The sequence below is a fragment of the Paenibacillus campi genome (assembly GCF_034659835.1).
Taxonomy (GTDB): domain Bacteria; phylum Bacillota; class Bacilli; order Paenibacillales; family Paenibacillaceae; genus Saccharibacillus; species Saccharibacillus campi.
This window is the reverse complement of the sequence record NZ_JAXSQZ010000004.1, coordinates 301,597-324,133: the sequence shown is the minus strand read 5'-3', so window position 1 is coordinate 324,133 and position 22,537 is coordinate 301,597. Positions and strand designations below refer to the sequence as shown.

Below are 22,537 nucleotides of genomic sequence, written 5' to 3'. Positions count from 1 at the left end.
CTATAACCAGTACGTCATTAAAATGTCATCCACATATCGTCCATGAATATAAAATTGTTCCTGTAGCCGTCCGTTTTCGACGAATCCGTATTTGTCGTAAAACTGGACGGCTTCTGTATTGGTGGACAGCACGCGTAGCGTCAGCTTGCGAATATGCTGTGTGCGCGCATAATGGCATAACTCATCTAGCAGTCGCCCTGCAATGCCCTGGCGACGGTAGTCCGGATGCACCGCAATATGAATATCGTACACATGCTGACTCACGGTAAATGATTGCGGATACCCAAAGCCAACATAGCCGCAAATCTGCTCTCCCTGCACCGCCACTAACTGACTACCTGGTGGGCAAGCTTGCAAATATTGACGCCGGGACGAGCAATAAAACACCGATGGTGTATTCAAATGATTCCAGACAAGCTGATCCAGCTGCATAAGTTGCCGGGCATCCTTCATCGTAGACAGGCGAATAACCGTTGGGGAAGTCAACGGAACAGACATGGCAACGCTCCTTTCGGACAAAACATCAAGGGTTGTGCCCTTAGCAGCAGGCTGTGCACCGATATACAACCGATATACAGATGGAATATGCATGCTTATCCGTCCGTATCCAATGCTAGAATAGATCAGCCTGATTGCCATTATTATAACACTGCCACCTGCAAACATGACATGAAAGAGCCAAAGTTTTGCCTGGCGTAATTTGCGTTAATATAAACATGCCATTTCAGCGCTGTTGTCCAAAGCCGAAAGCTAAGACAGTCTCAATCAGCTATCAAGTAAGACAGCTCACTACTAGTAGCTTGTCTCAAATATATCTACGGTTTATCGATCGACCCATTGCTTGATGATAAATAGGTTAAGGTACGTTTAAACACAATTTCCATTTGAGACAGCCTACTACACTCGCTGCTAGCACTATATCCACCAGCCTATCTCTTTACTGGCGTGGCTGAAGCTGTACCGCTTGCCGCTGCGCTGTACTATGCACAACATAAAATAGCAATGACAACACCGCAGCGAACACCGCCACCCATGTCACTGGCAATAGTCCGCCTCCATCGTAAAACACACCCATCACATACGGCCCAATGACCCGTCCGACCGCACCGATCCCACCAGCTACACCGAGATAAAACGGTGCATATGCACCGGTACGTTCCGACACAAAGGATGGAATCGCCGGTGAAATGAGCATCTCACCAAATGTCGTCAGCACCATCGCGATTACAAACGCAGCATACCCTGGATAGACGAGGATGACGATATAACCGAGCAAATAAAACACCGCACTCGCCGTCATCTGCGCTTGAGCGGTACGTGCCAACCAGCGCCGTACCCAATTAACAAATGGTTGTCCGGCAAAGATCAACACGCCATTTAGCGTCCATAGCAAGCTATAATAGCTAATCAGCAGCCCAGAACTGACGATATGCGGCGATACGCCCGTATTCCAGATCGAATTGCCCAGCCATAAAAACATCGTCGCGATGCCCATAAACAAATACACGCGCACCTGCCGCAGCAACCAGCCTGTTCGTTCTCCCGCTGCCATCTTCGGTCGCCCTGGATTGTCGTTATCGATATGTGCTGGATCGGCTGTACCGATTTTGCCGAGATAAATAAAGAAAAATATAGCAAACCCAACACAGCTCACCCCGTTAAGGATAAACGATAAATAATACGAAATATCCGCCAATACCCCACACAATGCCGTACCAAGCGCCACACCGATATTGTTTGCCACATATACGATATTAAATAGCTCCCCACGCCGATCGGCAAACCGGAAGCCGATAAACGCCTGAATCGCTGGCATCGACATCGAGTTAAACAGCCCGACGAACACCATCGCCACCATAAATAACGCAAAATGGCTACTGACCGCAGGTAAAGTGAACAAAAACAAACCGTTCAGCAGTAACGAACCAACGATCAAACGACGCACACCGAGTCGGTGATACAGCGCACCACCTAGCAGTTGTCCGATAATGCCGCCCAGCGATTGCAGCAACACGACCAGTCCGGCATCTTGCATCGGACGCCCCAGCTCCTGATACACAAACAATGTGACGAGCGGCCACATTAAAGACCCACCTGCCGCATTGAGCAGACTGGCGAGCAAAAAAACTTGAATTTCCCGTGGATACGTTTTAAGCCAGCGCATAATAATTCCCTTTCTGTATCCTTCCTGATAGCAGTATAAACTCGTATTCAGTATAGACGTGTGATGATAGGTGTATAATGAATATGAGCCTAGATGAATTGATTTGCCCATCTAATCGTACGCTTATGTTCGTTTGCTTCCTTTTACATAGCTTGACTTGCTAACTGCTTACATCGATTGCATCACCAACTGCGAATCGCCATCTGCACAGACTGAATGATGATGATAACATTTCATTGTATCGCCATCCAAACGCGGTATAGTAAGCACACTACGTCTAGCAGGCTTACGTGCCGTTCAGCATCGAGCATACGGTCAAGCTGTTCGTATAAAACGCACAATTTCTAGTATGCTTGATAGCAGCTATAACGAGCAAGCGCATTCATTGCCGCTTTACATGAATAAGGAGTTGAATAAATATGGATATCCGCCCTTCCTTTGAGTTAGAACAATTGTACACCCGGTATTATTCGCTGTTACATGCAATCGCTTATCGAATGATCGGTTCGTATAGTGAGGCACAAGATATGGTACATGATGTATTTGAACAGTTGGCAGCAAAAGAACTGGCTGAAATACAACATATCAAAGCGTATCTGATCCGCGCGGTAACGAATCGCTGCTTGAATGTGCTGCAATCTGCCCGCAAACGGCGTGAGCTATATCCGGGGCCGTGGCTACCTGAACCCGATGTCGCTGGGTATGCTAGTTATTCCACGGCTCGGACTCGGAACGCTGCTACACTCCACGACTTTATGTCGTCAGCACATACAACGACCGATGATCATACCGATGCCGCTTGCGTCGCTTATCTTGCTGCGATTCCAGCAACGCATAGCGCATCTGCAACCGTTCAACAATCCACCATTATGCACGAATTAGATGGGGAGCAAGCGCTGTTACAACAGGAACAGATTAGTTATGCCGTGATGGTTATGCTGGAACAGTTGAATCCGCTAGAACGAGCCGTATTTGTGTTACGCGAATCATTCCAGTTTGATTATGCCGATATCGCTAATTATGTGCACAAAAGTGAAGTCGCCTGCCGCAAAATGTTAAGCCGTATTCGCGGGCATTTGCAGCTAGCTAATGAAGCGCAGACGCTCGACAACGAGAGTACACTTGCTTTTACAGAAGCGTTTTTGGAAGCTGCACGCAGCGGTAACTTCACGCCATTGCTCCATAAACTGCGCGAAGATATAACGATGTATACCGATGGCGGTGGCAACGTACGCGCAGCGCTACGTCCAATTCTGACCCGTTATCGTGTTACTACTTTTTTGACAGGCATCGCCAGCAAAGGCGCTTTTACCGGACAATGGTCGGTCGTCTCGGTCAATGGTACACCTGGTTTGCAACTACGGCGCGATGGGGCTATTGTTTATATTTTGGCATTTGCCTGGGATCAGGGTGGACACGTACAGCATATGTATATGATCTCCAACCCGGCTAAACTGGCGCATATTGACGCGGAAGCTTCCTTGTAAACAAGCTAGCTATTGTAATGAGGCTGCATTCCGTGCATTTTCCAAGTGCGCACAACGATTGGATAGTAAGCAGACCAATACGCAGACCAAGTTGAATTTCAATTTTGAAGAACGGTACTGATTCGCGTTGTACTGCTATATACGGATAATTACCCTTCACAACGAGCAGAGCTATTGGGGACGGATTTTACTCCTCAATGGTCACAGATGATAAAGCGAACTTGTCTACCCTTTAGACGGCTGCTTGTAAATCGACTACAGCTGCAAGCAAGCCTGACGATGCGAAGTGGCTAAGCATAGGGGCTAAGTCGCTCCGCATTCTACTATTAAGGAGGATGACAAACGATGCAATTACGTCTTGACCATTACAAAGCGAATCCAGATGTGTATCGGCTCATGTTAACGATGGAAAAATTTATGAAGGAGCAGCAAATTGATCCGGTGCTATATGAATTGATTAAAATTCGCGCTTCCCAGCTTAATCGTTGTGCCTATTGTCTCGATCTGCATATCCGCGATTTACGTGCGCTGGGCGAAACGGAAGAACGGATTGCGCTGCTTAGCGTATGGCGTGAAGTGCCCTATTACACAGCTGCCGAGCGTGCCGTATTGCATCTGACCGAAACAGTGACCGAATTGTCACAGTATGGCGTACCACAATTCGTATATGATGAAGTGTTGCAGCATTATAATGAGCAGCAGTTTATGACGATTTTGATGGCGATTAATACGATCAATTGCTGGAACCGCATCGGTGTGGCGACAGGCATGTTTCCCGGCTGCCGCAACTGAATAACCGCACCAAATTGCCGACTTCAGCCATACTCATATTTGCCATAAACAAGCGAATCTACAACCGTTTTGGAACGATGTAGCAGAACGAAAGATGGGGACGGATGAGGCAAAACATAACTGTTAAAAATTTTTTGCTATTTTAATTTGCATGCTGTTTCATTTGGTCGGCGCTCGTTTAACAATAAGTAACGGCATTTGGCGAGAATGATGTCCCCTTCATTCTCACCCTCTGTCATATCATGGACCACTCCCGGAATCCGCCATATCACGGTTTCGTTCCCCCGAACCGCGACATGGCGGATTTCATTTTGTGTTTATTTTGCCATTATGTATACTTTTTCTTGTGCTCGTTAACGTGCTCGTCTGCGATGTCAATAGGCTTGCTTACGATACAAAAATAAACATACATGTTCGAATTTTTCTCATACGATGACTGTTTTAAATCTATAGTTTGAGCTTGTACACATTACCTCTATACATAAAGTCATACAACAGACTTAAAACCAATGTTAAAAGCAGATACTCATTGTTGGTAATTGTTAGTGATAGCTGTAAACGTTCCCCCTTCCGTCTTCTCGACTGAGACAGAAGGGGAATTTATGTTTAAAAATAGAACGGATCAGCTGCTCCTAGCTCCTATATGCGCAGCTCGTATAAACGCCAAAATGACCCGCCCACAGGCAGGTCATCGGTAGATTATCTATGTCCTTGCTGCAACGCCAAAATGCTATTCAGCAAATGTATTTTACGAATTGGCTTCGTGATCACCGTCTCAAATGTATCTCTAAATTCACCTTCCACCTTTTCACCAAGCGGTGCTAGCAAAAATAGCGGTTGCTTCTGAATTTTCGTCCGCTCGCGAATCCAGCGCTCCCGATCCAACATATCCAGATCGACTAGCACCAGATCGTAGTCATGGTAATACAGCTCGTCAAAGAAACGTTCAGCCATTTCGGCAACGATCGTCACCTGTGCGCCCCATTCATGCAGCATATCATTAATCAATCCGCGACAGATCGAATTGCGCTCCAACAATAGCATACGCAACCCTTGTAGCACATTATCTTTGAACGGAATCGAAGGCAGATCGGTATAACGTTCAAATTGTAGTGTCAAGCTGACCGATGTGCCTACACCGTGCAAACTTTCTGCCGTAATCGTGCCGCCCATCAGCTCGGTCAATTGTTTACAAATCGCCAGCCCCAGCCCGGTTCCTTGATGCATTCGTTCGCTATGCTCATGCATTTGTTCATACATTTTGAAAATATCATTTAGCCGCTCCGCTGGAATGCCGATCCCGGAATCTTCAACCGATACTTTGACGGTCAAACGATCGGGATCATCGTTAGGCAGCATAAACAACGATACGCTAATATCGCCTTTATCCGTAAATTTGATCGCATTTTGCAGTAAATTCATCATAATCTGACGCACTTTCAGCGCATCCCCGATCACAAATAGCGGAATATCTGAATGCACATTTAAATGCACCTGCACCCCTTTTTCAAAAGCGCGCGGTGCGAGTGCATACGTCAAATCTTCCATCGTATTGATCAGATCAAACGGATCGCGGGTTAGCTTCATTTTGCCCGCTTCAATCTTACCGATATCTAGCAAATTGTTCACTAATGCCATCAGCGATTCACTGCTCGTATGCAGCACCTGCAAATAACTAAGCTGCTCCTCATCCAAGCTCGTATTTTGCAGCAGCTCGCTCATCGACAAAATGCCGTTCATAGGCGTGCGAATCTCATGGCTGAGCATAGCGATAAACCGCGCCTTATTTTCGGCAGAATGCTCCGCCTGTGCACGAAGTTGCTGCTCAACTGTAAGCTGTTGCTGAAGCTCATTCAGCTGCTGTTCCAGCTGTTGTTGCTTGTCGATCAATTCATTCCATTTAGGTTCACTGCGCTTTTCCATCCTGCACCTCTTGATTTGTTCTGCGACATATCAATCCACTTATTACCCGCATGATCTGTTTTGAAACGAACGGTAGGCGGGTTGAGTTTGTTTTAAATGGTAATATATGCAAAAAAGTTAGCTGGCTTAGGAGTGTATGCAAGCTTATGTTGATGGGGCACCATCCACTACATAGTACGTTGACCTGCTTAAATATAATGTTTGATTGACTCCATCTGCTGAACGATAGACGCGCATCATACGATGTACGTTCTATGCTGTATAATATTAAACTGCATGTTTAGCTTGGTCAAAATAATAGATGATATTCTCGAATGTTCGTGCCTGTCATTTTACTATTCGAAAGGGCTACATTTTAAATGAGCAGCCGTACGTTTGCATCAACGAGTTCACATCCATTGCTCCCATATATAAAATAACCCCCGCGATATATTAGCTAATCTACAAGCTAATGTATAGCGGAGTATGGATGATCCAAAATAAAGCATTTCTATTGTGCTACGTCTACCATGTCATACGTTATTTCGTCCGATTCAGCGCTGCTAATCTGCCGCTTATTCAGTTATGCGCCTGTTCGCCATGTTGAAGCGGTAGCGCCACTGCTGTACCTGTTGCGGCGCCTACAGCTATATTAGGCTTGCTTGCATGCGCATTTTCTTCCACTACAGGTGCAGGCGTAGCAGTGCCCGTCTGGATTGGGCGAATATAAGCGACAAAATAAGCACAGGCTACAAACAGCGCACCACCAGTCAAATTGCCGAGCCATACCGGTACAAAATTCATCACATACTGTCCCCATGAATAATACCCGGCAAAAATCGCCGCCGGAATCAGAAACATATTGGCGACAACGTGTTGAAAACCAATCGCTACAAATGCCATCGTCGGGAACCAGATACCTACTACTTTGCCGCTAACGTTGTCAGCGCTATAACATAACCAGACCGCCAGCGCCACCAGCCAGTTACAGCCGATGCCGGACACAAACAGTTGCAGGAAGCTACCTTCCAGCTTATGCCCTGCCATCTCCACCGTTTTTGCCAAATACGGTCCGGTCTCTGTCATACCGACCACATGTCCGAAAAAATACGCCACAAACAACGCACCGAGCAAATTCGCCATCGTAATGGCAGTCAAATTGCGCACCACTTCCAGCGTCCGAATGCGCCCTGCCATCCGTGCCAGCGGCACAGCCATCATATTGCCGGTCAACAGCTCACCCCCAGCGATGAGCACTAGAATTAGCCCAACCGGAAACAGCGCTGCCCCGACAAAATTGGCAAAACTACCCCATTGTGCCGGCATGCTCGCAATGACCCGAATATCGAGCAGAAAACCAAGCGCGATAAACGCCCCCGCCAAAAAGCCTAACACTAGCATTTGTGTCCAGCTTGCGCGCGCTTTGCTCACCCCGATATCGATCGTGTTTAGCGCAATTTGCTGCGGTTTGTAATAAGCCATAATGTATGTTCTCTCCTTTGCGGAATTCGTTGCCGGACAGGTCATGCCGGGAGGATAAAGCCAGGAATAGCAACCGGTCACAAAGGCAGGAATTCACTGTATTTTCGCCGCTGTACAGCGGTTATTCGTATATTTCAATTTTAATGGATTAACTTTGTGAAAAAAGTAACAAACATCACATTAGCGGGCAGTAGTAGGCGAAAGTAGACAATTATTTTAATTATTTGAATTTAAAATGGGGAAGCAAGATTTATTTTTAGCGGGGTGATTCCGGTCGTTGAGGATCAAGGATAATTTTCATCATTTTCTGCTGTTGCTATCGTTATTTTATAATATTTGGTTTTTATGGTTGGTAATGGTATTGAATTTGAGCATATTATAATACGTTCAAACCTACTCAACAAGTAAGCCGTCTTATTAGCTGTACAACACAAATAAAGCCTGTTTGCCATGTTGAGGCAAGCAGGCTTTTGGCTGATAGGAAAAACGCTGAATGTCCAGCTGTTTGCAATGCGATATCTATAACACGAATCCAAGCGAGAACCGTGACTGCTGTAAAACACTTCTTAAACGCGTACAGCAGCCCGTTTCTTTTGCAGAACTAACATGCTTAAAATTCTTCCCAAACTTATGCTTACTATACGTTTACACGTTCACCGGCTCTTTCACCGTTACACTAGGCAGTGCTTGCAGACCGACACTGTTCAAGTAGTTCCACGGTTTGTTGTAATGTGGTTGGAAGAAAAAGTCAACAAAAGCGAGCTGATCGACGGTCATGCGAGCTTGGATAAACACCGAGATCGTATTGATCGATTGGGTTAGATCGGCGTGCGACATAATCTGTGCCCCGAGAATGCGGCGGCTAGTTTTCTCATATACGACTTTCAGTGTGACTTTCTCATGTGTAGGCATAAATTCCGGACGATAATGATCTTCAATCGTCGATGTTTCCACATCCAGTCCTGCCATACGTGCAGCCGTTTCGGTCATACCGGTGGCAGCGATATTGTCTTCGTAAATTTTAATACCGGATGTGCCTTGTGTGCCCATATATTCGGTCGTTGGCTGCACTAGATTACGAGCGACAAGTGTACCCATCCGTACCGCATTCGTCGCGAGCGGAATATACGCATGTTGTCCGGTCGGGTTGTAGTAGATCGCACAGCTATCGCCGGCAGCGTACACGTCTTTTTGGCTCGTTTGCATATAGTTATCGACGATAATTGCACCGTTTGGCAGCATATCGACTTGTCCGGCAAGCAGTTCGGTTTGTGGACGGAAGCCGATGCACAGAATGACCATATCAGCGGTATGCTCACCACGGTCGGTCACAACGGTGCTCACATTACCGTTCTCACCTGTAAAACGAACGACTTTTTCATTCAGCGCCAACTTAATGCCTTGTTCAGTTAACGTTTGCTCGGTGCGTGCGGTAAATTCAGGATCAAGATATTTGCTCAAAATACGATCTTCCGCGTCGATTAATGTCACCTGTTTGCCGTTCATCTGGAACGCTTCGACCAATTCGACACCGATATAACCTGCGCCAACAACGACGATATTGCGTGCAGTTTTCGCTTTTTCGATAATCGTGTTGGAGTGGTTGAAGTTTTTCGACAATACGATATTGTTTAGCTCAATGCCGGCAAATTTCGGAATGATCGGCCACGAACCGGTCGTTACGATCAATTTATCAAATGTATCGGTCAGCACTTCGCCTGTATTCAAGTTGCGTGCCGTTAATGTTTTGGCGGTTGTATCAACAGCGGTCACTTCATGCAGCATTTTGGTCGTTACACCGAGTTCAGCCAATTGCTGTGGTGTGGAATAAAACAGTCCCTGTGCATCTTCAACGACTCCACCTACATACAATGCGATCCCGCACGATAGAAACGAAATATTGTCATTACGCTCATAAACGGTAATCTCAGCATCCGGGTACAGCTTGGCGGTATTGACGATAGCGGCGGTTCCTGCGTGTGTACATCCGATAACAGCTACTTTCATGATTAGTTCCTCCTGTGTGTGTCTGTATTAGGTGAAGCTGGTCATCCATTCCGACGATGCAGCCTGGCAGTCGCTTCATTACGCAGCAAGGCGGAATGAGCGAACTACTTAGTGAATATATTCACATTTATAAATGTGCAACATGATAAGCTGTGATGATTCAAGCTACTGGCAGCTGTGCTAGAGCGATGATCCGTTACGATTGCTAGATCATGCTGCTCCTGACTTGCCTATCGTTTGCTCATTGTTTGTTGATCGTTGGGTAGTTGTTTGAAACGATCTTGGGACAGTGATGTGTATTACAATTGCTCTGTCATCGCGTGAAATGAAGTGTAGTGTAGTGTACACGTTCATTCCTCTCTCGCTTTGACTTCATCTTGGATCGATTTGGATCGCTTAGATTGTAGTGTAAGTTGTTGGTTGTGAATGTTTTCACCTTATGATGTTATTATATTGTGATTTTTGTCACAATGCAATAGGTTTGGATGATGTTCATAGTTTGTTCAAATTTTCACTAATAAACTATAAAAAAGCGCATTGAATTTGCCTATTAAAGCAATTTGTCCATATGCCTTACAACATACAACAGCAAAAAGCCACAATCTGCACGATTGTGGCTTGCATAACTTAGGGTTGGTACACGGCTAATTCCGAACCGCTTGCAAAACCGGTGCTTGCTGGCGGGTCTGCTGCACTTGCTGCTCCGCCTGTACCGCTTCATCGGTATGACCTTCCAGCGCATACGGCAAACAGAGCGGCACGCCGCTACGCGGATCAACGATAATATCGGCTTCGATACCAAATACATTGCGCAGCACATCACATGTCATCACTTCAGTCGGTGCGCCTTCTGCGATCGCTTTGCCTTTTTTGATAGCGATCATATGGTGGGCGTACCGGGAGGCATGGTTTAAATCGTGTACGACCATAATGATCGTGCGCCCGGAAGTTGCGTTTAGCTTTTCGAGCAGTTGCAGCACTTCCAGTTGATGCGCCATATCCAAATACGTAGTCGGTTCATCCAGAAACAAAATATCGGTATCCTGTGCTAATGACATCGCAATCCAGGCACGTTGGCGCTGACCGCCGGACAGTTGATCGATCGGGCGATCATGGAAAGCAAGCATACCGGTCGCTTCCATCGCCCAAGCGATCTTTTCTTTATCTTCCGCTTTCATTGAGCCAAAGCCTTTTTGATACGGGAACCGTCCATACGATACAAGCTCGGTGACGGTCAACCCTTCCGGCGCGGTTGGCGTTTGCGGTAAAATGGCAAGCTGTTTGGCAACTTCGCGTGTGGATTGCTTATGAATCGATTTGCCGTCCAACAGCACCGCACCGTTCTTCGGCTGCATAATCCGTGCCATCGTTTTCAAAATCGTCGATTTGCCGGAACCATTTGCACCAACGAGCGCCGTAATGCGCCCTTGCGGAATCTGAATATTCAAATCCTCCACAATTAAACGATCCTCGTAAGCAATATCCAGTTTGGATGTCATCAAACGCACCATATTTACCCATCCCTTTCAGGCAACCGATTCGTATCGATATCGCTGCCGATCCTATATTAGCGGCTTGATCCGCCAGACTTGTCGTCATTGTGAATGTGCTTTATTTGTGATCCTGTAATTTATGCGTCTCCAATACGGAGTATAATCAAACGATAGTTATGCAGCAAACGGTCATGCTACTCGACTATTTACATTGTTGAAATGCGGGATGCAGCCATAAATTGTGCTGCTTTTATCGTTGACATAGCGAGTAGATGGTCTCCATTAAAAATCAAGTTCGAACGTACCTCACTCAATACGTTCATGATCAAACGATGATCACAAAGACATATTCTGAATGTACTTAAGACAAGCTACTAGTCTATTTGCTCCAGCTCGTCCTAGAAAAAATGCTTGTTGCTCACGTATTCCCGCAACTGTGACCGCTATGCTGTAACAGCGAAACTTTGCCGATCCTCCAGACGATTCACCATGATGCGCGCTATCATCATGCCCGCGAACGGGACAGCAAATACAAGAAATACGGGCCGCCGATAACCGCCACCATCACGCCTGCCGGAATTTCCGAATTGTCCATCAGCGTGCGCCCGATCATATCGGCAACAAGCAGCAATACGGCGCCGATCAGCGCGCTAACCGGGATCACATGTTCATAGCGTGGGCCAACTAGCCGTCTGGCAATATGCGGGCCAAGCAGACCGAGAAAACCGATGCCACCACTAACCGCTACACATGCTGCACTGAGCGCCACCGCAATGACTAGCAGCCATAATCGCTGGCGACCCAGATAGGAACCTAGTCCGGTCGCCGTATCGTCACCGAGTGAAAAAACGTTCATTTGCCGCGCTTTCCATAGTACCGCTGGCAGCAACACAATCAGCCACGGCAGCAATGCCAGCACAAATTGCCAGTTGCTGCCCCAAATGCTGCCCGCCTGCCAAGTAGCGATAAAATTAAATTCGTTTGGATCAAGCTGCAATGTGAGCACGATCATCAGCGCATTAATGCCAGTTGCCATCGCAATACCGGACAGTACGAGGCGTGACGAGGAGATGCCTTTGTTCTTTTTATATGCCATCCAATAAATGCCTGCGGCGGCGGCAAAAGCGCCGATGAGCGCCAGTACAGGCAATAGCATCGGTGATGCCGACTCGCGCAGCGGATTGACTACAACGAACAGTACGACCGCTAGCCCTGCGCCGGAATTGATGCCGAGAATGCCCGGATCAGCTAACGCATTGCGCGATACGCCTTGCAAAATCGCACCCGCTACCGCCAACCCGATTCCGACTAACAACGCGATCACGATGCGCGGCAGCCGGAATTGGAACAAGATGAGCTGTTCGCGCGCCGTGCCACCGCCAAACAATGTACGCAGCACTTCAAATGGCGACATTTTCGTAAACCCGGTATTCATACTTATGAGCAGCACCGCAAATGCAAGTACAATCAGTACGATTAACGTCATTAGCGTACGCAATGTACGTTTGCGGTGGAAAATAGTCTCATTCACAAATGATCCCCTACTTTCTTCCGAATGACATAGAAGAAGTAAGGCACCCCGATCAGCGCAATCAACGCACTAACCGGCTGTTCGGTAGGCGGATTGAGCAGTCTGCCAAACGTATCGGCAAACACAATCAGCAGCGCACCGAGAATCGCTGACGTCGGAATGATCCATTTGTAATCGACACCGACGAGCGCTCGTGCCGCATGTGGAACCATTAAGCCGACAAAGCCGATCGCACCAACGGTAGATACCGAAGCGCCCGCTAGCACCATCACGATCAGCACTGCACCGAGTCGGATCAAGGCGGTCCGCTGTCCTAATCCGGCGGCAACATCATCGCCTAGACTGAGAATCGTTATCGATCGCGATAACAACAATGCCCCGATTAATGCCGCTGTAATCCACGGCCACAAAATATCGACCTGATTCCAGCTCACACCAGCGACCCCACCTGCATACCAAAACGCCAAATCTTGTGAAATGCGAAAATAAAGCGCAATCCCTTCCGATAGCGCCACCAGCATCGCCGCTACTGCTGCACCGGCAAGCGCCAGTCGCACCGGCGTCAGCCCACCGCGCGCTAACGAACCGATCCCGTATACAAGCGACACACTGATCGCCGCACCGATAAACGAAAACAAAATCAATTGGTTAAACGCAAGCCCCGGGAAAAAAGCAAAACATATGGCAAGCACAAATCCTGCGCCCGCATTAATACCAAGCAGCCCCGGATCAGCGAGCGGATTACGCGTCATGCCTTGCATAAGCGCACCTGCGACGGCAAAGGAAGCGCCGACGAGCGCGCCAGCAAGCGCACGCGGCAAGCGCAGCTCCCATATAATCTGGTGGTCTTGATTGTTCGGATTAAAATGTACAAGCGCCTGCCAGACAACGTCCAGCGGAATCGCCCGACTGCCTTTGGCGATCGAAAAAGCAAGCCCCAGTGCTAGCAGGAGCAACCCGCCAATAATGATCAACAACGCTGCATAAGGACGCGACCAGATTTCTTCTTTGGGCGAGGTGTGTCGACCTTTCCCCAACGTACTGCGAGTCATAAACAAGCCTCTTTCCACATCGGTTCAACAAACATCGTATCGATACTGACACAACATAATCGATACGCAATCATGTCCGAGTCGATACGATATTTCAGATGTTCATCTGTCATGCTGTATCGTTACCATAGTGCCTAACTGTTATATTCATCATACCTTCATGTTTAGTACATATCATTTAAGATACTGATAATCATTATCACTTGTCAACCGTAATCACAAAAAAGCCAGCCGAATGTACAGGATGAAAAATGAGAACAGATGCCTAGACACTTACTCAAAACAAACTCCAATCAAACTCCTTTGACAACCGTTCCAGCAAATGTACACCAGCGATGCTATTGCCTTTGCTATTTAGCGAGGGTCCGACGAGTCCGATGCCATATTGTCCGGGTACTAATGCCATAATGCCGCCGGACACGCCGCTTTTCGCTGGTAAGCCGACATCGATCGCAAATTCGCCGGAGGCGTTGTACATGCCGCAAGTGACCATAAATGTTTTGGCGATCTGAATGTAACGACGCGGAATAAGCTTCTCACCGCTCTGTGGATCAACCCCGTCAAAAGCGAGTACAAGCGCCATGCGTGACAGATCAGCGCAATCCACTTCGATAGAACAGTGACGGAAATAGACGGACAGCACATCTTCAACCTCGTCTTTGAGCACCCCTTTTTGTTTCAGAAAATACGCCAGCGAACGATTCAAATCGCCGGTTTCCAGTTCGGAATGGTACACATCCATATTGCAATGCAGCCGCTCATTTCCAGCGAGCTTACGGAAAAATTGCAAAATACGTTCGGACTTTTCCTGCGGGCTATCGCCAGCAATGAGCGACGAAACGGTAATCGCGCCAGCGTTAATAAGCGGATTAAACGGAATGCCCGGCTCGACCAGTTCCAGCTTGATCATCGAATTAAAATCATCGCCGGTCGGCTCTTTGCCCACATTATAAAAAACCGCTTCTTCACCATGATCCATCAACGCCAAAATCAAAGTAAACACTTTCGAAATGCTCTGCATCGTAAACGGCACCCCACAATCGCCTGCCGCCACACTTTGACCTTGCGAATCAGCGATATGAATGCCAAGCGTATCACGCGACGCTTTTGCCAGTTCGGGAATGTAGGCTGCCACATCGCCTTGACCGGTACGCAGCCGACTCGTTTCCAACCATTCTGGCAGTTTTTTCTTTAACTTTTCCATTTGTTCCATGCTCATCGATCGCTCACTCCTAATCAGGTCGGTTTTAGTTCTGTTATATAGTGCAGGATAACGCAAAGCGTTCGCTAACCGGATTGGATGGAAGCGTACGCTGCATTGTATGTTTGCACATACCGAGATCGCACATTATGATGTACACAGTTATGTGTTCATTGGAATACGAAGCGACATATTTGAGTAATATCGGCATTATAATTTACACAGTTATATGTTCATTTGCCTATTGGATTGCACTCGATTGAATGGACGGTGATGAAAGGAAACTATCCTATGCGTAATAAGCTTAATGCTGATGCGGTTAAAATTATTGCTCGCTTACAACGCTCATCGTGATGTTCATACGATTAGAAAAGCGTAGTCATGTCCATGCAAATGATGCTTTTCCATGCTCATGATGATGTCCCTATCGCACGTCCATCTCCTGTAAAAATAAGCTTGGAGCGGGTATAGCTATGTTCTACTATAGCAGACAAGCTGAGCACGTTGGTATGTCGAATGTAAAAGGAGCTTTTTGCACATAGAAAGCGTTATAATGTCCATAACGGCGTACCCCCTTACATAAGGCTGTGATACCCGTACTCCATTAAACAGAAAGTGGTGATCCGATGAATGGCAAATTCAGAGCAGCAATCGCGATGATTCCGATTGAACAGTACGCATTACAGGGAAAGCTCCCCCTCTGTCTGACTCATGATACGGCTCCCGCGCTCGAATCGCTTGCATTACTCAAACCGCAGGCGGACGAAGTATGGAGCGACGGGCAGCATGAGGTGTTAACTTTCCATTATGCCGGGCATGCGGTTAATATGACGTTTCAATGCTCGGGAACGTATCTGTTTGACAGCATAGACGTATGGGCGGATTGCTCGGACTGTGGCGAGATCGGTATCGGTGCGCCGGAAGGGTTGTTTTTGCATGCGACTGGTGTTGGTATGCAGTTGGAGTCGTTTGAACTGGCGGACGAGCTGATCTATTTGCTGCCGAATGCTGTGACGGTTCACTATCGTAAGCATGAGCAACAATGGATGCTCGCTAAAGTAGCGGGAACGTACCGTAATTATGATGATACACGCTCCAGTTTGCAGATGATTGTAAAGGCAATTTCAAATTGGAGCTAGTAGGTCGATCGCTTGCGGTGCGAAATTAGTAGCTTGAAGACACGCCCTACTAACTTGGCAGCTTAAAGGTGCTACACGATCGATGCTACGTATAAACATGTAGCTGTATCATACGATGAACTTTCTTGAAGCTTATACGACATGAAACTCCACATTTAGCGCAGTTAGCCTACTATTAGTTTGTCTTAAGTGTATTTACAGTTTGTCTATCTAACCATCGCTTGGTGATGAATAGGTTAAGGTACGTTCAAACACGATTTTCATTTGAGACAGACTACTATGTTAGTACATCTAAGCTAACAGCGATGTTAGGTCAATGGCGCTGCTCTAGTAAGAACTGAAGCAGAATAGTTCCCTGCCATTGGGCTGCACGCAAACAGGCAGACGGTTCGTCAAAACCGCCTGCCTCTGCCTATGCTCGTCAACTTTTGTTTACACGATCTAATCTGTCATAAAGCTGCATATCGACTCTGACCGACTCGTCAGCAGCGCCTTTATCGACTATGAGGATCGCTGCAATCGTAGCAAGCCTGTTTGGATCACCATCTGTCCATCATCTGTCTATTTTATTTATTCGTATATGTGCCTGTCATCGTCCCATCGTATGCGACGTGGCAGGCTTTTTGTTGCGTGCGGCTTTGCCGAGCAGACGATCACCGAATTTGTAGACGATAATGCCGATGATGATAACTAGTACGCCGATGATTTTACCGGGCGTGAGCGCAATTTGCTGTGCAACGAGCCAACCTGTCGTATCGAAAAATAGCGCTGTACTAAGCTGTGCAATCAGCACGATCGATGTCGCAAATGTCGGACCGAGACGCCGAATACCTTGTACAAGGCAAAATACAACCCCGACGCCGATCGCACCGCTAACCCAGTACCACGGTTTCATATGTTGTAGCGAAAAAGTCGCACTGCCTTCAAAGATCAGGCTGGCGCTAAATGAAGCGAGAAAACCCATGCCAAGTACGAGTGTAGTCGTCGCCCACGAACCGGCTCTCGCATTCACCTGATTGTTAAAAATCGTCTGCAAACTGACCAATGCGCCTGCCACAATAGCGAGCACTATACCCATTATCATACCTATTACCTCCTGTAACCGTAGCGTTTAATGTAAACTAAGCCGAATCGAGACGCCAACATGGTCAGATAGCACGTTAACAGCTCGATCGTATCCGTATATTCGTATGCCTACATGACTTACAATTTTAAAATCAAAACACCTGCGATCATCAGCATCACACCGATACATTGCGGTATCGTAATTTGGCGGCGAAGTACCCCGAACCAGCCTCTACTGTCGATCACAAACGTCATACAAAGCTGTGCAATTAACAGCATCGCAATCGTAAACGTAACGCCGATATATTGAATCGCAGTCACCTCGCTAAAAATAATGACCGAAGCAAATGCGCCGCCAAACCAGTATAGCGCCGGCACTTGACGCATATTTTGCCAGCTTCCGTCCCGTACAAATGCAAGTACAATACCTGCCAAAATAAAGCCGGTTAGCTGTGTGATCGTCGCCGCCTGCCATGTGCCGATATCATAGCTAATGCGATTGTTCGCCACCCCTTGCAGTGTAATACAGGCACCACCAAGCAGTGCGAACAAAATTCCTTTTAGCACTTCGTATTCCTCCTTTTGCAGTATCGATCGATGTTGTTGAAGGAAATCGTTGTTTCGTCCCCATCCAATTTCGTCTGATCCAGTTTGTATTTATTTTATGTTTTTAGCGCTTAAGCACCGTTGATCTGCCTGCCATATTTGATCTGTACTTTGGCTTGCTATAGTCATATCGATAACCCTTTCCATTAAAAGGCATACGAGTCGTTACGAAAAGGACATATGTCCCATCTCGAATCATTTCATTCGTTTCACGTTGATCACATCAGGTAGCACAAGCTAATGCTTACCGGTCGTTTCATATGTTCATTCCTATATCCGGATGCAAAAAGGATGCTCCTAAGAGCATCCTTCGCATGAACTATACGATCTATATATTGCCACACTGACCAGTTGATCATTACGCATTTGTTGATTGCAGACATGTTCACCATTCTCGCGCATATTTGTCTGTTGCAAGCAATTTCATCAGCTCGGTACATGTTTGCTCATTGCAAACGAGGGCGTATCTTCACACTACACTACACTACACTACACGCAGTTCGATGCGGTTAGTTTGCGTCAGGGTGCGCTCTGCATGCGGCTCGTTTCATTTGCAACATAACCTTTTCGAACGATAAAATGACAATGTTGACGGATTGACGACATTATCTAATCCATCATTTCACTATACGTTTGCTCATGCCGGAAATAGCTGTCCTTTCGCTCTGCCTATAAACTGCACAAGTCCGCCGCAGATTGCTGCCGACCGTGCCAACACCATTAACGGCGTCCGCGTCTATTGTCGGAGCCACCGCGTGCGGAGCGATTGCTGCCGCCTTGAGAACCGCCGCGTGTGGAGCGGTTATCTCCACCTTGGGAACCGCCACGTGCAGTACGGTTACCTCCGCCTTGGGAACCACCGCGTGCGGTATGGTAATCTCCGCCTTGGGAGCCGCCGCGTGTAGAACGGTTGCCTCCACCTTCAGAACCGCTACGTGTGGAGCGATTGCTTGATCCGTATTCACGACTGCGTTCGCTGCCGGAGTTTTTGTTACCTTGGACAGCATCCCCTTTGGATGCGTCACGGCGGAAGTTGCCCTGTTCATCCGTACGGCGTGACATCGCCGTACCGTTACCGCCGGAGCGTGCTGGTTTGTCACTGCGCTGACTGAAACCTGAGCGTTTTGGCTCATCCGCGTTATACGCCGAAGTCATGCTGCTCTCACTAGTACGTGCGGATTTTGCCGGACGTTTATTTTTGCCGGTACGTTTCGGTGCGTCCGAATTATAAGCGGATGCGCCGCCACGTTCGCCGGATTGCGCATAACCTGTGCGTCCGCGTTCACCAGCTTGTGCACTGCCTGTACGTCTGCCGCCAGAGCGACCGCCGCCCTGTGTGCGTTCTGCACGACCGAAGCCACCGCGCTTGCCTTTGCCGCTACTAGCCGACTTGGAACCGCTGCGCGGCTCGGTGGAACGTACATTGGACAACAGCTCACCGGAATCTTCGGATTGTGCCGATGTACGGGAAATTTCGCGCGGCAAATTTTGATTCGTTTCTTGCTCAATTTGCTCCAGCTCACGGCGATCATGCGGCGTCACAAATGTAATCGCACGACCTTTGCCGCCCGCACGACCGGTACGACCGATCCGGTGAATATAATATTCGACATCCTGCGGGATATCGTAATTGAATACATGGGTAACACCTTCTACGTCAATGCCGCGCGCCGCCACATCGGTAGCGACGAGCAATTGCAACTTGGCATCGCGGAATGCCTTCATAACTTGCTCTCGTTTGTTCTGCGACAGATCGCCATGCAGCTCATCCGAGGCATAGCCCATTTCTTGCAGCTCCTCATTCAGCTTAGCGGCACGACGCTTTGTGCGACAGAAAATAACTGCCAAATACGGACGCTCGCGCTCGATATATTCGTTCAGTGCTGCCAGTTTGCCACGTGGCGTACATTCCACAACTAACTGACGAATCAAGTTGAGCGGAACCGTTTCTTCGGTGCCGACACGAATATCATGCGGCTTGCGCATATACTGTGCGGACAGCCGGCGAATCCCATCTGGAATCGTCGCGGAAAACAGCATCGTCTGACGGGAAGGCGAAGTGGCGAGGATGATCTGCTCGACTTCTTTTAAGAAACCCATATGCAGCATTTGATCCGCTTCATCCAGTACAAGCGTACGGATTTTGGTCATATCAAGCGTACCGCGACCCATATGATCAAGCAGACGTCCCGGTGTACCGACGACGAGATGACAGCCACCTTCCAACTTGCGTAGCTGACGCTCTACATCCTGACCGCCATATGCCGCCAAAATGCGCACACCTTCATATGCATCGGCAAGCTTGCGCGCTTCGGTCGCAATTTGCAGCGCCAGCTCACGTGTTGGGGCTACGATTAGCGCTTGCGGCGCACCGGTTACATTTAAATTCAATTTTTCAAAAATCGGGAGCAAAAACGCCAGCGTCTTGCCTGTACCGGTCTTCGCCTGTACGATCGCATCTTCCCCTTGAAGCAATAACGGAATCGATGCTTGCTGCACTTCAGTCGGCTGGGCGATGCCGTTCGCTGCCAGCAGTTCAACCGCAGCAGACGAGATGTCAAAGGAATTAAAATTAGTTGTCAATGATTTCACCTATTCTCATAAAATTTGGGCAGCCCGTCCGCACATTGCTGTGCAGCCGTACAGAAGTACGACTCAGGCCAGTTGGAGCGCAAACGCTGCTCGTAAAAAGAAGCATCGGTTCATTCCCGATGCTTCAGCGTCTATATCGACAGACACACTATACTCATACGAAAAAAACATGCTATTGCTGTTCCGGTTGTTACTTCTGGCGCTCATGCCAGAACAAGGAAGACTTTGCCAGCGGCATAGTCTCTAGCGTCAATATAACGTGTATTGTGTTTCCCGTCAATGCCCGGATGAAATCGTACCGTGGTTCAGACGATCGTACAGCTCGCGGCTTTCTTCATTCAGACCGCGAATATGAATCATTTTGCCTGCGATTGTATATTTGTCACGTAGCTTGCTAATGCCAATCACTGCCGAATGATCCCAAATATGCGAGCGGGCAAAATCGATCGTCACCTCATCCGAATCCAAATGTGGCTTAAAATGATCGATAAACTGGCTCATCGTGCCAAAAAACATCTGTCCGCGCACTTGATACACACGATGCCCGGCTGACGAATCATGCGTCTCGCTAATGTGCAGCTGCGACATTTTCCAACCAAAACGCAGCGCGCTCATCACTACACCGACACCGACGCCGATCGACAGGTTATCGGTCAGCACGACGATGACGACGACCGTCACCATAATGATCGCTTCCGCCAACGGCACTTTATGAATCGTACGCAGTGAGTTCCAGCTAAATGTGCCAATCGAGACCATAATCATCACACCGACGAGCGCTGCCATCGGCACTTGACGCACAATCGTGCCCAGCAGTACGAGCAGCACGAGCAGGAACGCACCGGCAATAAACGTAGACAACCGTCCGCGTCCACCGGACTTCACATTAATGACCGATTGCCCGATCATCGCACAGCCTGCCATCCCGCCAAACAGACCGCTTACGATGTTGGCAAGTCCTTGCCCTTTCGCTTCGCGGTTTTTATCGCTTTTCGTGTCGGTCAGCTCATCGACGATCGTTGCCGTCAGCAGCGATTCCAACAGACCGACAAATGCAATCGAGATCGAATACGGCAACACCGTCACCAACAAATCCCAACTCAACGGCACTACCGGCAAATGGAAAAATGGCAGCTCATTACTCAGCTTGCCCATATCGCCCACCGTCTTCACATCAAGCTGTAAAAAGAACGTTAGCAGCGACACGATAATAATCGCCACTAGCGGCGCTGGCACCGCCTTCGTAAACAGCGGTAGCACATAAATAATGACAAGCGTTAGCCCGACCAGCGCGTACATCATCCAATTCGCGCCGACAAACTGCGGCAATTGCGCCGAGAAAATAACGATCGCCAGCGCATTTACAAACCCGGTCATGACCGGTTGCGGAATAAACGTAATAAAGCGCCCAATCCGCAGCCAACCGAGCACAATTTGCAATACACCTGCCAAAATCGTCGCCGCGAACAAATACTCCACTCCATGCTGCGCGACCAGCGTCCCGACCAGCACGGCAATCGCACCGGTTGCCGCCGAGATCATACCCGGACGTCCGCCTGCAAGTGAGATCACAATCGCAATACAGATCGAAGCATACAGACCGACCATCGGATCAACGCCTGCAATAATGGAAAACCCGATCGCTTCCGGGATCAAGGCAAGCGCTACCGTCATCCCTGCCAGCACATCGGCACGGATATTGCCAAACCATTGTTGTTTATAATTCATAATCCTCTCTTTCGGGCATAACGCAGCGATCCGATTGCATGTGTACAATTGCCGGACAGGACTGATCGAATGAAGCATTATGCCATGCTTGTTTGCAAACTGAATCGGCGTTCCTCTCGCAGGACAGCCAGGGCCGTAGGTATAGACAGGACTTCATTATACCCAATTCAATCATGTACTGCCAGTCATTTTACAAATGTAAGCGTTATGAAGTGAAAAGTTTATTGGGCGCATACTATTTAAATAAGTTAACACTATGAAGCTCGCCTAACTTTACAACAAAAAAGAACGGGAAT

The 22,537-nt window shown here is 48.0% G+C and carries 16 protein-coding genes; 3 read left to right on the top strand and 13 right to left on the bottom strand.

Annotated features, from left to right (window positions below; all coding sequences use genetic code 11):
* On the bottom strand, positions 1-498 hold the full coding sequence (locus tag U1I11_RS12385; RefSeq protein WP_322906438.1) for a GNAT family N-acetyltransferase: 498 nt from the start codon (positions 496-498) through the stop codon (positions 1-3).
* A gap of 439 nt (positions 499-937) precedes the next feature.
* Positions 938-2,164, bottom strand: a complete 1,227-nt coding sequence (locus tag U1I11_RS12380) for an MFS transporter (RefSeq protein WP_322906437.1) — start codon at positions 2,162-2,164, stop codon at positions 938-940.
* A gap of 419 nt (positions 2,165-2,583) precedes the next feature.
* Between U1I11_RS12380 and U1I11_RS12375 the strand changes: the two genes are divergently transcribed.
* Positions 2,584-3,651, top strand: a complete 1,068-nt coding sequence (locus U1I11_RS12375) for a sigma-70 family RNA polymerase sigma factor (RefSeq protein ID WP_322906436.1) — start codon at positions 2,584-2,586, stop codon at positions 3,649-3,651.
* Between the two features lie 345 nt (positions 3,652-3,996).
* Entirely contained in the window at positions 3,997-4,443 is a 447-nt protein-coding gene (locus U1I11_RS12370) for a carboxymuconolactone decarboxylase family protein (RefSeq protein ID WP_322906435.1), read from the top strand.
* 699 nt (positions 4,444-5,142) lie between these two features.
* On the opposite strand, the gene U1I11_RS12365 is transcribed toward U1I11_RS12370, so the two are convergent.
* From U1I11_RS12365 to glsA, 7 genes are all read right to left on the bottom strand, one after another.
* Positions 5,143-6,366: an ATP-binding response regulator gene (locus U1I11_RS12365; protein ID WP_322906434.1), complete on the bottom strand. Its 1,224-nt coding sequence runs from the start codon at positions 6,364-6,366 to the stop codon at positions 5,143-5,145.
* 558 nt (positions 6,367-6,924) lie between these two features.
* Positions 6,925-7,827, bottom strand: coding sequence for a formate/nitrite transporter family protein (locus U1I11_RS12360; RefSeq protein ID WP_322906433.1), 903 nt, complete (start codon positions 7,825-7,827; stop codon positions 6,925-6,927).
* 645 nt (positions 7,828-8,472) lie between these two features.
* Complete coding sequence (locus tag U1I11_RS12355; RefSeq protein ID WP_322906432.1) at positions 8,473-9,834, bottom strand: FAD-dependent oxidoreductase; 1,362 nt, start codon at positions 9,832-9,834, stop codon at positions 8,473-8,475.
* Positions 9,835-10,478: 644 nt separating this feature from the next.
* The gene (locus U1I11_RS12350) at positions 10,479-11,345 is read right to left on the bottom strand and encodes an ABC transporter ATP-binding protein (protein ID WP_322906431.1); all 867 of its coding nucleotides are present in this window, start codon (positions 11,343-11,345) and stop codon (positions 10,479-10,481) included.
* A gap of 487 nt (positions 11,346-11,832) precedes the next feature.
* The gene (locus U1I11_RS12345) at positions 11,833-12,813 is read right to left on the bottom strand and encodes a FecCD family ABC transporter permease (RefSeq protein ID WP_322906608.1); all 981 of its coding nucleotides are present in this window, start codon (positions 12,811-12,813) and stop codon (positions 11,833-11,835) included.
* 41 nt (positions 12,814-12,854) lie between these two features.
* Complete coding sequence (locus U1I11_RS12340) at positions 12,855-13,910, bottom strand: FecCD family ABC transporter permease (RefSeq protein WP_322906430.1); 1,056 nt, start codon at positions 13,908-13,910, stop codon at positions 12,855-12,857.
* Between the two features lie 277 nt (positions 13,911-14,187).
* Positions 14,188-15,129, bottom strand: a complete 942-nt coding sequence (gene glsA / locus U1I11_RS12335) for a glutaminase A (RefSeq protein WP_322906429.1) — start codon at positions 15,127-15,129, stop codon at positions 14,188-14,190.
* A 608-nt stretch (positions 15,130-15,737) separates the two neighbouring features.
* Between glsA and U1I11_RS12330 the strand changes: the two genes are divergently transcribed.
* Complete coding sequence (locus U1I11_RS12330; protein ID WP_322906428.1) at positions 15,738-16,250, top strand: hypothetical protein; 513 nt, start codon at positions 15,738-15,740, stop codon at positions 16,248-16,250.
* A gap of 589 nt (positions 16,251-16,839) precedes the next feature.
* On the opposite strand, the gene U1I11_RS12325 is transcribed toward U1I11_RS12330, so the two are convergent.
* The 4 genes from U1I11_RS12325 to U1I11_RS12310 form a co-directional block, all read right to left on the bottom strand.
* Positions 16,840-17,334 carry a DMT family transporter gene (locus tag U1I11_RS12325; protein ID WP_322906427.1) on the bottom strand — a complete coding sequence of 165 codons (495 nt, stop codon included), beginning with the start codon at positions 17,332-17,334 and terminating at the stop codon, positions 16,840-16,842.
* Between the two features lie 119 nt (positions 17,335-17,453).
* Positions 17,454-17,882 (bottom strand): DMT family transporter, encoded by a 429-nt coding sequence (locus U1I11_RS12320; protein WP_322906426.1) that lies wholly within the window; start codon positions 17,880-17,882, stop codon positions 17,454-17,456.
* 759 nt (positions 17,883-18,641) lie between these two features.
* Positions 18,642-20,504, bottom strand: coding sequence for a DEAD/DEAH box helicase (locus tag U1I11_RS12315; protein ID WP_322906425.1), 1,863 nt, complete (start codon positions 20,502-20,504; stop codon positions 18,642-18,644).
* Positions 20,505-20,789: 285 nt separating this feature from the next.
* Positions 20,790-22,241 (bottom strand): SulP family inorganic anion transporter, encoded by a 1,452-nt coding sequence (locus U1I11_RS12310; protein WP_322906424.1) that lies wholly within the window; start codon positions 22,239-22,241, stop codon positions 20,790-20,792.
* Between the last annotated feature and the right edge of the window lie 296 nt (positions 22,242-22,537).

Coding starts and splice junctions, on each gene's coding strand:
- U1I11_RS12385 (WP_322906438.1), bottom strand. CDS start 498: ATGTCTGTTCCGTTGACTTCCCCAACGGTTATTCGCCTGTCTACGATG.
- U1I11_RS12380 (WP_322906437.1), bottom strand. CDS start 2,164: ATGCGCTGGCTTAAAACGTATCCACGGGAAATTCAAGTTTTTTTGCTC.
- U1I11_RS12375 (WP_322906436.1), top strand. CDS start 2,584: ATGGATATCCGCCCTTCCTTTGAGTTAGAACAATTGTACACCCGGTAT.
- U1I11_RS12370 (WP_322906435.1), top strand. CDS start 3,997: ATGCAATTACGTCTTGACCATTACAAAGCGAATCCAGATGTGTATCGG.
- U1I11_RS12365 (WP_322906434.1), bottom strand. CDS start 6,366: ATGGAAAAGCGCAGTGAACCTAAATGGAATGAATTGATCGACAAGCAA.
- U1I11_RS12360 (WP_322906433.1), bottom strand. CDS start 7,827: ATGGCTTATTACAAACCGCAGCAAATTGCGCTAAACACGATCGATATC.
- U1I11_RS12355 (WP_322906432.1), bottom strand. CDS start 9,834: ATGAAAGTAGCTGTTATCGGATGTACACACGCAGGAACCGCCGCTATC.
- U1I11_RS12350 (WP_322906431.1), bottom strand. CDS start 11,345: ATGGTGCGTTTGATGACATCCAAACTGGATATTGCTTACGAGGATCGT.
- U1I11_RS12345 (WP_322906608.1), bottom strand. CDS start 12,813: ATGACGTTAATCGTACTGATTGTACTTGCATTTGCGGTGCTGCTCATA.
- U1I11_RS12340 (WP_322906430.1), bottom strand. CDS start 13,910: ATGACTCGCAGTACGTTGGGGAAAGGTCGACACACCTCGCCCAAAGAA.
- glsA (WP_322906429.1), bottom strand. CDS start 15,129: ATGAGCATGGAACAAATGGAAAAGTTAAAGAAAAAACTGCCAGAATGG.
- U1I11_RS12330 (WP_322906428.1), top strand. CDS start 15,738: ATGAATGGCAAATTCAGAGCAGCAATCGCGATGATTCCGATTGAACAG.
- U1I11_RS12325 (WP_322906427.1), bottom strand. CDS start 17,334: ATGATAATGGGTATAGTGCTCGCTATTGTGGCAGGCGCATTGGTCAGT.
- U1I11_RS12310 (WP_322906424.1), bottom strand. CDS start 22,241: ATGAATTATAAACAACAATGGTTTGGCAATATCCGTGCCGATGTGCTG.